Annotated in this window: 12 protein-coding genes; 7 read left to right on the top strand and 5 right to left on the bottom strand. The window is 66.6% G+C overall.

Annotation, left to right across the window (positions count from 1 at the left end):
- Nucleotides 1–80 precede the first annotated feature (80 nt).
- Nucleotides 81–1,502, top strand: a complete 1,422-nt coding sequence (gene pgmG / locus NDB2M1_RS13445) for a phosphoglucomutase/phosphomannomutase PgmG (RefSeq protein WP_072383033.1) — start codon at nucleotides 81–83, stop codon at nucleotides 1,500–1,502.
- 10 nt (nucleotides 1,503–1,512) lie between these two features.
- A complete protein-coding gene (locus NDB2M1_RS13450) occupies nucleotides 1,513–3,951 on the top strand; it encodes a ligase-associated DNA damage response DEXH box helicase (protein ID WP_072383035.1) in 2,439 nt (812 codons plus the stop codon).
- A gap of 312 nt (nucleotides 3,952–4,263) precedes the next feature.
- Here the strand turns inward: NDB2M1_RS13450 and NDB2M1_RS13455 are convergent, their stop codons facing one another.
- From NDB2M1_RS13455 to NDB2M1_RS13470, 4 genes are all read right to left on the bottom strand, one after another.
- Nucleotides 4,264–4,695 (bottom strand): ExbD/TolR family protein, encoded by a 432-nt coding sequence (locus NDB2M1_RS13455; RefSeq protein WP_054122086.1) that lies wholly within the window; start codon nucleotides 4,693–4,695, stop codon nucleotides 4,264–4,266.
- Nucleotides 4,696–4,743: 48 nt separating this feature from the next.
- The gene (locus NDB2M1_RS13460; RefSeq protein WP_072383037.1) at nucleotides 4,744–5,271 is read right to left on the bottom strand and encodes an ExbD/TolR family protein; all 528 of its coding nucleotides are present in this window, start codon (nucleotides 5,269–5,271) and stop codon (nucleotides 4,744–4,746) included.
- 151 nt (nucleotides 5,272–5,422) lie between these two features.
- On the bottom strand, nucleotides 5,423–6,190 hold the full coding sequence (locus NDB2M1_RS13465) for a MotA/TolQ/ExbB proton channel family protein (protein ID WP_054122084.1): 768 nt from the start codon (nucleotides 6,188–6,190) through the stop codon (nucleotides 5,423–5,425).
- Between the two features lie 96 nt (nucleotides 6,191–6,286).
- Nucleotides 6,287–6,943 (bottom strand): energy transducer TonB, encoded by a 657-nt coding sequence (locus NDB2M1_RS13470; RefSeq protein WP_072383039.1) that lies wholly within the window; start codon nucleotides 6,941–6,943, stop codon nucleotides 6,287–6,289.
- Between the two features lie 344 nt (nucleotides 6,944–7,287).
- Here NDB2M1_RS13470 and NDB2M1_RS13475 point away from each other — a divergent pair, with 344 nt between their 5' ends.
- The 3 genes from NDB2M1_RS13475 (at nucleotide 7,288) to NDB2M1_RS13485 (ending at nucleotide 9,978) form a co-directional block, all read left to right on the top strand.
- Complete coding sequence (locus NDB2M1_RS13475; protein WP_072383247.1) at nucleotides 7,288–8,193, top strand: hypothetical protein; 906 nt, start codon at nucleotides 7,288–7,290, stop codon at nucleotides 8,191–8,193.
- An 87-nt stretch (nucleotides 8,194–8,280) separates the two neighbouring features.
- Nucleotides 8,281–9,597: a homoserine dehydrogenase gene (locus tag NDB2M1_RS13480; RefSeq protein WP_072383041.1), complete on the top strand. Its 1,317-nt coding sequence runs from the start codon at nucleotides 8,281–8,283 to the stop codon at nucleotides 9,595–9,597.
- 3 nt (nucleotides 9,598–9,600) lie between these two features.
- Nucleotides 9,601–9,978, top strand: coding sequence for a GFA family protein (locus tag NDB2M1_RS13485; protein WP_072383043.1), 378 nt, complete (start codon nucleotides 9,601–9,603; stop codon nucleotides 9,976–9,978).
- On the opposite strand, the gene NDB2M1_RS13490 is transcribed toward NDB2M1_RS13485, so the two are convergent.
- A complete protein-coding gene (locus NDB2M1_RS13490; protein WP_083554850.1) occupies nucleotides 9,975–10,418 on the bottom strand; it encodes a hypothetical protein in 444 nt (147 codons plus the stop codon). The two genes, NDB2M1_RS13485 and NDB2M1_RS13490, sit on opposite strands and share 4 nt — an antisense overlap.
- 111 nt (nucleotides 10,419–10,529) lie before the next feature.
- Between NDB2M1_RS13490 and glpX the strand changes: the two genes are divergently transcribed.
- Both glpX and NDB2M1_RS13500 read left to right on the top strand, forming a co-directional pair.
- Nucleotides 10,530–11,522, top strand: a complete 993-nt coding sequence (gene glpX, locus NDB2M1_RS13495) for a class II fructose-bisphosphatase (protein ID WP_072383044.1) — start codon at nucleotides 10,530–10,532, stop codon at nucleotides 11,520–11,522.
- 49 nt (nucleotides 11,523–11,571) lie between these two features.
- Nucleotides 11,572–12,714 carry a serine hydrolase domain-containing protein gene (locus tag NDB2M1_RS13500; RefSeq protein WP_072383047.1) on the top strand — a complete coding sequence of 381 codons (1,143 nt, stop codon included), beginning with the start codon at nucleotides 11,572–11,574 and terminating at the stop codon, nucleotides 12,712–12,714.
- Nucleotides 12,715–12,725 lie beyond the last annotated feature (11 nt).

Below are 12,725 nucleotides of genomic sequence, written 5' to 3' on the forward strand. Positions count from 1 at the left end.
GGCCTCGCGGCCCGGCGCGTGCTCTTTGCGCGCTTCTTTCCCTTCGCGTCTCTGCGAGAAACCCTTCCCGGCAGGGCGACATGAGCCACCGGTTCCATCCCAGCGTGCTGCGCGAATATGACATTCGCGGCACGATCGGCAAGACGCTGGGGCCGGACGATGCCTATGCGCTGGGGCGCAGTTTCGCGACGCGGGTGCTGCGCGATGGGCGCAAGACGGTGGCGGTGGGCTATGATGGTCGGCTCAGTTCGCCGATGCTGGAGGAAGCGCTGGTCAGTGGGCTGTGCGCGAGCGGGGCCGATGCTGTCCGGATCGGGCTCGGCCCGACGCCGATGCTCTACTTCGCCTGCGCCGCGATGCCTGAAGTGAGGACCGGGTCAGAGGTGCAGGCCGGGCCACAAGTGCAGGATGGCATTCAGATAACTGGCAGCCACAATCCCGCCGATCAGAATGGCTTCAAAGTGGTATTTCGCGGCGGTCCGTTCTTCGGTCCAGATATACTCGATCTCGACCGCCTCGCCGCCCGGGGGGATTGGGCGCTGGGCGACGGGACGGCCGAGCGGGTCAATATCATGGATGCCTACGTCGAGCGGTTGCTCGCCGGGCTGAAGGGTATCGCGCCAGATGCCCTCGAGTGCCTTGGCATCGGATGGGACGCCGGGAACGGCGCCGCGGGCGAGGTGATCGAGCGGCTGGTCGCCCGGATGGCGGGGCGCCACATCTGCTTGCACACGCATGTCGATGGCACGTTTCCTGGACATCATCCCGATCCTTCCGTCGACGCCAATCTTGCCGATTTGCGCGGCGCCGTCGCGCAGGGACGACTCGACTTCGGATTAGCCTTCGACGGGGACGGGGACCGGCTGGGCGTGGTGGACAGCAAGGGCCGCGCGCTGGCGGGGGACCAGCTGCTGATGCTGTTTGCCGAAGACGTGCTGAAAAGGCAGGCGGGCGGGACAGTTATCGCCGATATCAAGACGAGCGCGGCGCTGTTTGACCGCGTCCGCGCGCTGGGCGGGGTGCCGCTCATGTGGAAGGCCGGACACAGCCACATCAAATCCAAAATGAAGCAGACTGGTGCGGTCCTCGGTGGCGAAGTGACCGGACATGTGTTTCTTGCGGATGATTACTACGGGTTCGACGATGCGCTCTATGCTGCCGTGCGGCTCATTGCGGCGGTGGCGCGGCAGGGCAAGTCGGTGGCGGAATTGCTCGATGCGATGCCGGTGATGGTCAATACGCCCGAGTTGCGCTTTTCGGTGGAGGAGGCGCGCAAGTTCGCGGTGATCGACGAAGTCCGCGCGCGGCTCATGGCGGAAGGGGCGGACGTGGTCGCGATCGACGGGGTGCGGGTGACCATGCCGCAGGGCTGGTGGCTGCTGCGCGCATCGAACACCGAGGCGATGCTGACGGCGCGGGCGGAAAGCGGGAGCGAGGAGGGGCTCGCGGCGATGCTGGCTGCCCTTGACGCGCAATTGGCGGCTTCGGGGATCAGGCGCTAAGGTCCGCCGGGTGAGCGACCTGCCGATCCCGCCCGAAATCGAAGCCTGGTTCGCGGGGCGCGGCTGGCGGGTGCGGCGGCATCAGGCCGAGATGCTGGCGGCCGACGACGCGGGCAAGCATGCGCTGCTGGTGGCCGATACGGGCGCGGGCAAGACGCTGGCCGGGTTCCTCCCGACCTTGGCCGCCTTCACGCGCTCGCGGCTGGGCCTTGGGCCGGTGCCGGAGGGGCTGCACACGCTCTATGTGTCCCCGCTGAAGGCGCTGGCGCATGATGTGCAGCGCAATCTGCTCACGCCGATCACCGAGATGGGCCTCCCCATCACGGTCGAGACGCGCAGCGGGGATACCTCGTCCGACAAGAAGGCGCGGCAACGGACGAAGCCGCCGCATGTGCTGCTGACAACGCCGGAATCGCTGTCGCTCCTGCTGAGCTATCCCGAAAGCGCGCAGCTGTTCGGCAGCTTGCAGCGGGTGGTGATCGACGAAGTGCATGCCTTTGCAACCTCGAAGCGGGGTGATCTGCTGGCACTGGCGTTGACGCGGCTGCAGGCACTGGCGCCGGGGCTGCGGCGGGCGGCGCTATCGGCGACATTGGCCGATCCGGAAAGCTTCCGCGCCTGGCTGGCCCCGTGGGGCGACCTCGACAGCACGGCGCTGGTGGAGGGGGAGGCGGGCGCTCCGGCGGAGGTGGAGATCCTGCTGCCCGATGATGGCCAGCGGGTGCCTTGGGGCGGGCACGCGGCGGCTTGGGCTTTGCCGCAGCTCTACGAGGCGATCCGGCGCAACCGGACGACCTTGGTTTTCACCAACACGCGCTTTCTGGCGGAGTACATCTTCCAGCTGCTGTGGGATGCCAACGAGGACAAGCTCCCCATCGGCATCCACCACGGTTCGCTTTCCAAGGAAGCGCGGCGCAAGGTGGAAGGGGCGATGGCGCAGGGCGAGCTGCGCGCGCTGGTCTGCACCGCGAGCCTCGATCTCGGCGTCGACTGGGGCGATATCGACATGGTGGTGCAGATGGGCGCGCCCAAGGGCTCCTCGCGCCTGCTGCAGCGGATCGGGCGCGCCAACCATCGGCTCGACCTGCCGAGTCGCGCGTTGCTGGTGCCGGGGAACCGCTTCGAGTTTCTGGAGGCGATGGCGGCGCGCGATGCGGTCGATGAGGGGCAGCGCGACGGGGAGGACTTCCGCCCCGGGGGGCTCGACGTGCTGGCGCAGCACGTGATGGCGGTGGCCTGCGCGGGGCCGTTCCATGAGGCGGCGCTGCTGGCGGAGGTGCGCTCGTCATTGGCCTATGCGTGGATCGACGAGGCGGGCTGGGAGCGGGTGCTGCAGTTCGTGGCGACGGGGGGCTATGCGCTGCGGGCCTACGACCGGTTTCAGCGGATCGTGCGGCTGAAGGACGGCACCTGGCGGCTGACGCATCCGCAGCAGGCCGCGCGCCATCGGCTCAATGCGGGGATCATCGTCGATTCCGAAATGCTGGAAGTGCGGTTCCGCAACGGGCGCTCGCTCGGCAAGGTGGAGGAGAGCTTCGGAGCGGGACTGAAGCCGGGGGATACCTTCCGCTTTGCCGGAATGGACCTTGAGGTTGAAGGCGTGCGCGATCTGGAGCTGATCGTGCGCGGGGCCAAGTCGGCGGGGCAGATCCCGAGCTACAACGGGGCGCGCATGCCGCTGACGACGCATCTTTCGGGGCGGGTACAGGCAATGCTGGCGGACCGGGCGGGCTGGGGACGCTTTCCGGACGATGTGCGCGAATGGCTCGAAGTGCAGGACTGGCGCAGCCGGTTGCCGGCGCCCGGGGAGCTGCTGGTCGAGAGCTTTCCGCATGGGGGGCGGGCCTATACGGTCTACTATACGTTCGAAGGATGGAACGCGAACCAGTCGCTGGGGATGCTGATTACCCGGCGGATGGAGGAGGCCGGACTGGGGCCGATGGGCTTCGTGGCCAACGACTACGCGCTGGGAGTGTGGGGACTGCGGCCGGTGAAGGACCCAGCGCCGCTGCTGTCGCCGGACATTCTGACCCATGAGTTTGTCGAGTGGGTGCAGAATTCCTATCTGCTGCGCCGGGCATTCCGCGAGGTGGCAGTGATTTCAGGCCTCGTCGAGCGGCAGCAGCCGGGCGCGCGCAAGAGCGGGCGGCAGGTGACCTTTTCGACCGACCTCATCTACGACGTGCTGCGCAAGCATGAGCCGGATCACTTGCTGATCGAGGCGGCGTGGGCGGATGCGCGGGCGCGGATGACCGATGTGGGTCGGCTGGGCGCCTTGCTGGACCGGGCGGCGGCGGAACTTGTCCATGTCGAACTGGAGCGGGTGACGCCGCTGGCCGTGCCGCTGATGGTGATGATCGGGCGGGAGTCGGTGCCGGCGGGCGCGGCGGATGACGAGCTGTTGCTGGAGGCTGAGAGCCTCGCTTCGGCAGCGATGCGGCCTGAGTAGGGAAAGTTGGTTCGCGCAGAGGCGCGGAGAGATTGAGGCGTACAGCAGGCGTTGGACTTTTCGGGCGGATGGTCGAAGAGCGCCTTCGCTTGCTGGCCCGAAGTCTCTGCGCTCTCTGCGTGCTCTAAGCGAGATTCGTTTGCTTTTCCGTGCGCTGCTCAGCGGTGTGAGAGGATGGTTGCTGCAGGACGGGGCCCCCCCCGGCCCCTCCCGCAAGCGGGAGGGGAGTTGAGAGGTTTGGCCTGAGGGTCCCAATGAAAAAGGGGCGGATTGCTCCGCCCCTTGATCGTTTGTGGCCGAGAGCCCGCAGCGTTACTTGCTGAACGTTGCGAAGTTCTCGTTGCCAACGAAGCCGAACTTGCTGACCTTCACCTGGGTGATGATCTTCAGCATACGGTTCGCGATTTCGTACGAGGCATATTCCTCGGGCTGGAACTGGAGTTCCGGCTCGGGGTTCATCGCCTTCGTCGCCTGAAGCAGCGAGACGAGATTGCCTTCGGTGATCGGCGAACCGTTCCAGAGGATCGTGTTCTGCGTGGTGAGCACCAGCTTGTTCTTGACCGGATCGATCTTCGGCTTGTCCGTCGGCGGGGTCGCCTGCGGCAGGTCGATGTTGACCGAGTGGGTGGCCACGGGGATGGTGATGATGAACATGATGAGGAGCACGAGCATGACGTCGATCAGCGGCGTCGTGTTCATCTCCATCATCGGCGAGCCATCGTCTTTGCCGCCGCTCATTGCCATGGGGGTTACTCCTGTTTGGTCTCGTTGACCCGGATGACCGGACGGTGATCAGCCGTTGGGATCAACCGGGGTGGAGATGAAGCCGACCTTGGGATAGCCCGCAATCTGCACGTTGTAGATCGCACCGGCGATGCACTTCCAGGGGACGTTCACGTCGCCGCGGATGTGCACTTCGGGGATCTTGTCCGGCTCCATGTTCTGCGCGCCGCCGGCCCGCTTCACGATCGCATCAAGCCGGTCGAACGCCATCTTGTAGAGTTCGTTGTTATCAACCGGGGTGATGTTGTTGATGTAGACGCGGCACTGGCCGGTCCGCGTTGAGCCTTCATAGCCGCCCTGGCCCGGGCTGCGCCCGCCGGCATCGGTCGAGACGACCGTCACGAGCAGGTTCTCGACCTTGTCCTGCGTCTCTTCGGACGGCAGCACAGGGACCTTGAGCTTCTCGACGGTCTGGATCGCGACCGGAACCGCGATGAGGAAGATGATCAGCAGCACGAGCATCACGTCCACGAGCGGCGTGGTGTTGATGTCCGACATTGGGCGTTCTTCGCCCCCGCCGCCTACAGACATTGCCATTGGTTAGTTCCTATCCGATCTGTCCACGGTAAACCGGGTCATCCGGGTCCCTTCTGGAGCCCTTCGCGGCCCGGTTGGAACCCGCGTTGTTCCCGAAGGGGGAGGGTGGAAAGGCCCACCGATCCCCGCTTCGTTTCCGCGTATTCGGGCCTTACTTCTTGGCCGGAGCCGCAGCCGGCGCAGCGGGCTTGGCAGCCGGAGCAGCCGGCAGCGCAGGCTTCACCACGCCCTTCGAGGCGAGGTTGGCGAGCACGTCGGTGCTGAAGCCGGTCAGCAGTTCGGCGATGCGCTTGTTGCGGGCCTGCAGGTAGTTGTAGGCGAGCACCGCGGGAACCGCGACGAGCAGACCGAGCGCGGTCATGATCAGCGCTTCACCGACCGGACCCGCGACCTTGTCGATCGAAGCCGAACCGGCGATGCCGATGTTGATGAGCGCGCCGTAGATGCCGACCACGGTACCGAACAGACCGATGAACGGCGCGGTCGCACCGACGGTCGCGAGGAACGGCAGCCCGCCGGCGAGCTTCGAGTTGATGGTCGCTTCCGAACGGGCGAGCGAACCGTGCATCCAGTCGTGACCTTCAGACTCGTCCATCTTGCCGGCAGCGTCTTCGGCCGAGAGACCGTCGTCGACGATCTGGCGCCAGGCCGAGTTCTTCTCGAGCTTGCCCGCGCCTTCACGCAGGCTGGCTGCGCGCCAGAAACCGGAAAGGGTCTTGTGCTGGTTGAGGATCTTGGCCTGCTCCGCCCACTTCGTGAAGAGGATGAAGAACGAACCGACCGACATGACCACGAGGATCGTGAAGGTGGTCAGCGGGATCCAGGCAGGCTTGCCGCCGGGGAACAGAACTTCCGCGATACCGAACTTGTTCTGGGGAGCGGCGGATGCGGCAGCCGCAGCGAGGGTTTCGATGAGCATTCGGGTCTTCCTCTTCAATATTTCGTAGAATGGATCAAAAAAGATAAGCTCGGGCGTTGCGGCCTTTCCCCTCAAGGAGAAGCCGCGCCGGTCAGGTCAGTCCTTCGGGATCACCCAACGGATCGAGTTTGCGTACGAACCGGTGGTCGGATTGCCTTCGCCATCGGTGGCAGGGGCAAACCGGGCGCGCCGGCGGACGTTGTCGCATGTCGCCTGGTCGAGATCGGGGCTGCCGCTCGACCTGGTGATTTCGCACGACACGACCTTGCCGTCGGTTCCGACTGTCACGCGGAAGCCGGTGACACCCTCGCGCTCTTCACGCAGCGCACGCGAAGGATAGTCGTTCGACGTGGCCCAGTTGCCGGGGCTGCCCTTCGGCGCCGGGCCCTTCGGCTGGAACTTGGGCGGCGGCGGAGGGGGCGGCGGGGGCGGCGCAGCGGTCGTGAACACCGGAGCCGGAGGCGGCGGCGTGGTCACGGTCTCAATCTGCGGCGCGGGCGCGTTGAACGTGATCGGCGGCGGCGGCGCCACGATGGGCGGCGGCGGCTGATCCTTCGGGGGCGGCGGGGGCGGGGGTGTTTCCGGCGGCTTCTCTTCTTCGATGTTGACCGCCGAGGTCACCTCTTTGACCTTCTTGTACGCTTCGTAAGCCAGCCCTGTTACCAGCGCATAGCCCAAGCCGACATGAAGGATCGCAACGATGATGAGCGCGGTGATCTTGTTACCGCTCATCTGTTGGTCAGCGTATGCCATTCAGCTCCAAAACTCCTGATTCTCCGCTATCGGCACACATCCTGCGGATGCTGACGATCACGGAATCGCGCATGGAATCACCCATCCAGCGCGATTGGCCAATCCAGCGATTTCATTCCACCCTGCCGGCAAACCGGACCGCCGACATCGGGTGCAAGGAACCCGGCGGCGGCTTTTGCGGGCTTTCATTGTTGAAATCCCCGACAACCGCGAGCTTTAACGCCGAAGCCAAAGCCGCGCAAATGCTTTATCGGTTAACCATCGATTCACAGTTTCGCTGCCTGAAACAGGACTTGGCACAGCCACTTGCGCTATCCAGCGACAGCGAATCCAAGGACCCACGCATGCTCCGCACCTCACGTCCCGCCCGCAGCCTCGCTTTCCGTCCGAGCTTGGCGCGCCTTGTCGCCGCAGCCGCACTCAGCCTTGGCGGCGCAGTCGCAAGCCATGGACAGGAAACGACTTTGTCGGTTCCGATGGCACCCGGTCTCGAAACCGACCCGGACCTTGCCTATGCCGATCTGGTCGATCTCGCGCTGCCAGCACAGGCAGTTGTGCGCGCGCAGGTGCGCAAGGCCGTACGCCTGAAACCCGAGGAAGCGCCGGGGCTCCCGGCCGGCCGCGCGCGCCTCTACATAGAGGCCCGGACGCAGGGGGTACTGATCGGCGAGAACATCGGCGAATCGATCCGTTTCCTTGCCGATGTGCCGCTCGATGCGCGCGGCAAGCCGCCCAAGCTGGGCAAGACGCAGGTGCTGGTGCTCGCCCGGATGGTGCCCGAGCGGCCGGGCGAGCTGCAGCTTGTGGCGCCCGATGCGATGCTGGCGCTCACTCCGGCGCGCGAGGCGACGCTGCGGTCGATCCTCACCGAAACCACCCGCCCCGATGCCCCGCCGCCGATCACCGCGGTGCGCGAGGCGCTGCATGTGACCGGGAACCTTGCAGGCGAGGGCGAAACCCAGCTGTTTCTGGGCACCGCGACGGGGGCGCCGGTCTCGATCTCGGTGCTGCGGCGCCCCGGCCAGCCGACGACCTGGGGCGTGAGCTTCACGGAAATCGTCGATTCCGCCGCGCGCCCGCCGCTCCCTGCAACAATCGCGTGGTACCGGCTCGCCTGCGGGCTGCCGGCGCGCCTACCCGAGCGCGCGAACATCTCCGACACGCTGAACGACCGGCGAATCGCGGCGGAGGATTACGCGCAAGTGCTGGCCGATCTGGGACCGTGCACCCGCAAGCGCGCCAAGACCTGACACGGGCGCTGAATCACACGCACAGGCGCGGTTGCGGGGGCGGATCAGCTACCCTAAGGCGCGCCATAAGATTTTACGGGGATCATCATGAGCGAACCTTTGCGCATCGCGCTGGCCGGGCTTGGCACCGTCGGCGGCGGCGTCATCCGTCTGCTGGAGGCCAATGCCGGCCTCATCGCGCGGCGTGCGGGCCGCCCGATCACGATCAGCGCGATCAGCGCGCGCAACCGCCATAAGGACCGCGGCGTCGATCTTTCCGGCTATGCCTGGGAAGACGACATGGTGATCCTGGGCGAGCGGCCCGATGTCGATGTGGTGGTCGAGCTCGTCGGCGGCGCGGACGGCCCGGCGCTGGCATTGGCGCGCACGACGTTCGAGGCGGGCAAGGCGCTGGTGACGGCGAACAAGGCGATGGTCGCGCACCACGGGCTTGAGCTCGCCGCCAAGGCCGAGGCGGCCAAAGTGGCGTTCAAGTTCGAAGCGGCGGTGGCGGGCGGCATCCCGGTGATCAAGGCGCTGAAGGAAGGCGCGGCGGCCAACCACATCGACCGGATCTACGGCATCCTCAACGGCACCTGCAATTACATCCTCTCGACGATGGAGGACACCGGGCGCGACTTCGCCGACGTGCTGGGCGAGGCGCAGGCCAAAGGCTATGCCGAGAGCGACCCGACGTTCGACATCGATGGCATCGACGCGGCGCACAAGCTGGCGATTCTCTCGAGCATCGCTTTCGGCACCGCGATCGATTTCGGCCCGGTTGCCGCGACCGGCATCCGCCGCGTGCTCGCCGCCGATATCGCGCAGGCCGATGCGCTGGGCTATTACATCCGCCTGATCGGCATGGCGGAGACCGAAGTGGACGAAGCCGGGCAGCGCCGCCTGTTCCAGCGGGTGCATCCGATGCTGGTCCACCGCGATCACCCGCTGGCGCATGTCGACGGCGCGACCAATGCGGTGGTGGCGGAAGGCAACTTCGTCGGCCGGTTGCTGTTCCAGGGCGCGGGCGCGGGCGATGGCCCGACCGCGAGCGCCGTGGTGGCGGATCTGATCGACATCGCGCGCGGAGATATCGGCGCACCGTTCTCGATCCCCGCTGCCGAGCTGGAGAAGGCCGCGCCCGCGAGCAGCGGCCACCGCACCGGCAAGGCCTATCTGCGCTTCACCGTGGCCGACCGCCCCGGCGTGCTGGCCGAGATCACGGCAGCGATGCGCGATGCGGGCGTTTCGATCGAAAGCCTGATCCAGAAAGGGCGCGCCGCGATCGGTTCGACCGAAGCGGTGCTGGTGGCAATGGTCACGCACGAAGGCCCGGAAAGCGCGATCGCCGAAGCGCTGCGGCTGCTCGACGGCTCCCCCAGCCTCGCGGCGCCGCCGCTGGTGATGCACCTGCTCGAGGATTGATCCATGCATATGGGGTCCTGCCTCTGCGGTGCTGTGCGGTTTACCGTCGCAGGCGATCTGCCCCCGCCAGATGCCTGCCACTGCTCGCAATGCCGCAAGCAGACCGGGCATTTTCTCGCCTCGACGGACGTGCTCAAGACAGTACTGACAATCGATCAGACAGAGGCATTGGCCTGGTTCATGTCGTCAGAAAACGTCAGGCGGGGCTTTTGCCGGACGTGTGGCTCGACCCTGTTCTGGGAACCGCTGAACCGCGAGCGCATCGCCGTGGCGATGGGCGCCTTCGACACACCCACGGGCACCAGTCTCGGCCATCACATTTTCGTGGCCGACAAGGGCGATTACTACGCAATCACCGATGGATTGCCGCAGAGCCCCTAAGGCGCGCGGATTTCCCCGCGCGCGATCTTGTCGGCGTCCGAATCAGGCGGGGCTTCGGGCAGCTTGGTGATGTCGAAGAAGTACATCGGTGCAGGGGCCGAGCCGAAGCCGATGCAGCCCCGGCTGCAATCGGGCAGGCCGCTGACGTTGGGCGCGCGCGGCAGGCCATCGCGGGTGGATTTCGCCGATTCGAGCTGATCGCGCAGCGGCAACCGCTCCTTCTCGCTTTCAGCGCGCCCGCCGCAGACGATGATCGCGCCGTCCGGCCCGGCTTTCTCGCACTTCTTGGGCTGACCGGCGGTGAGCAGGCGCTGCGCGATCTCGGCGTTGACATCGGTCTGGGCCGAATCCGCCGGCGTATCGGCAGGCGCTTGTGCCGCTGGCGCAGCCGGAGTGGACTGCGCCTGCGCCGTTCCCGTTGCCAGGAATGACAGGTTCACGCATAGGAATGCACGAAACGCGTGCCCGTATACAATTCCGCGCCTCGACAACCCAGCATCCTCCCGTCTAGGGCATGCCCAGCTTTCCGCCAACGAGCCTCAGGAGTCAACGTGACCCAGACCCGCCCCGCCCCCGACGCATCCCAGGTTCTCGACCGCGTTCTCGTCCTCGAAATGGTCCGCGTGACCGAAGCGGCCGCCATCGGGGCCTCCAAGCTGATCGGCCGGGGTGATGAAAAGGCCGCCGACGCCGCCGCGGTAGAAGCCATGCGCGCCGCATTCAACGAGCTCTACATGGACGGCACCGTGGTGATCGGCGAGGGCGAGCGCGACGAGGCGCCGATGCTCTATATCGGCGAGAAAGTCGGCGCGGCGCCGGGCAAGGGGCCGAAGATCGACATCGCGCTCGATCCGCTGGAAGGCACCACGATCACTGCCAAGGCCGGGCCGAACGCGCTCGCCGTGCTGGCCGTCGCCGAAGAGGGCGGCCTGCTCAACGCGCCCGACGTCTACATGGAAAAGCTGGCGGTCGGCCCGGGCTATCCCGAGGGCATCATCGACCTCAACAAGACGCCGGGCGAGAACGTCTGTGCCGTCGCGAAGGCCAAGGGTGTCGATCCCAGCGACATCATCGTCTGCGTGCTCGACCGCCCGCGCCATGCCGAGCTGATCGCCGAACTGCGCGCGCTCGGCTGTGGCATCAGCCTCATTCCGGACGGCGACGTGGCGGGCGTGATCGCGGTGACCAACGAGGACACCGGCATCGACCTCTACATGGGCACCGGTGGTGCGCCGGAAGGCGTGCTCGCCGCGGCGGCGCTGCGCTGCGTCGGCGGGCAGTTCAAGGGCCGCCTGCTGTTCCGCAACGATGACGAGAAGGCCCGCGCGCGCAAGTGGGGCATCACCGATCTGAACTATGTCTACGACCTCAAGGAACTGGCGAAGGGCGACTGCATCTTCGCGGCGACGGGCGTGACCGACGGTTCGCTGCTGGCGGGCGTCAAGACCAACAAGAACGGCGTGATGACGACCGAGAGCGTGGTGATGCGCGCCAGCTCGGGCACCGTGCGCTGGGTCAAGGGGGAACACCGCAAGCAGCGTTGATGACCGCAGAGCCCCGAAGAGGGCCGGCGGGAATGGAGAGGGACGGGATATGAAAGGCATCGCGGAATTCGAGGCCGTTGTCGCGGCGGCCAACCTGCCGGGCGCGGTGGCGCTGATCACCGACAGCAAGGACACGCGCTATGTGCACGTGTCGGGCATGGCCGATGCCGTGAACGGCGTGCCGATGCGCGAGGATACGCTGTTCCAGATCGCCTCGATGACCAAGGCGCTGACCAGCGTGGCGGTGCTGCAGCTGGTAGAGCGCGGCAAGCTCGATCTCGATGCGCCGGTCGGGGCGATCCTGCCCGAACTGGCCGAGCCGCAAGTGCTCGACGGGTTCGGCGAGGACGGCGGGGCGATCCTGCGCCCGGCGAGCGGACCGGTGACGCTGCGCCACCTGCTGCTGCACACTTCGGGCTGCGGCTATACCTTCATGAATGCCGATCTGCTGCGCCACGCGATGGCGAGCGGCAAGATGGCGGCGGGCAAGCGCGCCAGCCTTGATCTGCCGTTGCTGTTCGATCCGGGAACGCAGTGGCAATACGGCGTCGGGATCGACTGGGCGGGCCTCGCGGTGGAGGCCGTGACCGGCATGACGCTGGGCGAATGGTTCGAGAAGGAAATCACCGGGCCGCTCGGCATGACCCAGACCCGCTTCCGCGCCGAGTGGGATGCGGATGCGGCGCAAGTCCATGTGCGCGAAGGCGATGGTTTCAAGACGCAGGGCATGGTGCTCGGCGGCGGCGAGTACCACAACGGCGGCGGCGGCCTGTCCTCGACGGCAGGTGACTACGCCCGGTTCCTGCGGATGATCCTGCGCGGCGGCGAGCTCGACGGCGTTCGCGTGCTGTCGCCGGAAATGGCGCAGATCGCGCGCGTGGACGCGCTGCCGGAGCACCTCTCGGCGGGCGAGATGACCACCGCGATGCCAAGCTTTGCCAGCGCCTTCAATCCTCTGCCCGATCAGCGCGGCGGGTGGACGCTGGGCGGCTTCCTCGTCAACACCGAGACGGGTCCGGCCGGGCGTTCACCGGGCAGCTTGCACTGGGCGGGGATTTTCAACTGCTACTACTGGATCGACACCGAGCGCGATTTCGCCGGGGTTGTCCTTGCGCAGATCGCACCGTTCGCCGATCCGGGCGTGCTGGACAGCTTCGCCGCGCTCGAGCGGATGGCCTGCGCGAACGCCTGAGACGGGGCCGA

This window comes from Novosphingobium sp. NDB2Meth1, assembly GCF_900117425.1.
GTDB lineage: Bacteria > Pseudomonadota > Alphaproteobacteria > Sphingomonadales > Sphingomonadaceae > Novosphingobium.

Bases quoted from the DNA above. Each gene is read 5' to 3' on its own strand.
- NDB2M1_RS13465 (WP_054122084.1), bottom strand. From the start codon at position 6,190: ATGCTCATCGAAACCCTCGCTGCGGCTGCCGCATCCGCCGCTCCCCAG.
- NDB2M1_RS13475 (WP_072383247.1), top strand. From the start codon at position 7,288: ATGCTCCGCACCTCACGTCCCGCCCGCAGCCTCGCTTTCCGTCCGAGC.
- NDB2M1_RS13500 (WP_072383047.1), top strand. From the start codon at position 11,572: ATGAAAGGCATCGCGGAATTCGAGGCCGTTGTCGCGGCGGCCAACCTG.
- NDB2M1_RS13485 (WP_072383043.1), top strand. From the start codon at position 9,601: ATGCATATGGGGTCCTGCCTCTGCGGTGCTGTGCGGTTTACCGTCGCA.
- NDB2M1_RS13480 (WP_072383041.1), top strand. From the start codon at position 8,281: ATGAGCGAACCTTTGCGCATCGCGCTGGCCGGGCTTGGCACCGTCGGC.
- pgmG (WP_072383033.1), top strand. From the start codon at position 81: ATGAGCCACCGGTTCCATCCCAGCGTGCTGCGCGAATATGACATTCGC.
- NDB2M1_RS13470 (WP_072383039.1), bottom strand. From the start codon at position 6,943: ATGGCATACGCTGACCAACAGATGAGCGGTAACAAGATCACCGCGCTC.
- NDB2M1_RS13455 (WP_054122086.1), bottom strand. From the start codon at position 4,695: ATGGCAATGAGCGGCGGCAAAGACGATGGCTCGCCGATGATGGAGATG.
- NDB2M1_RS13460 (WP_072383037.1), bottom strand. From the start codon at position 5,271: ATGGCAATGTCTGTAGGCGGCGGGGGCGAAGAACGCCCAATGTCGGAC.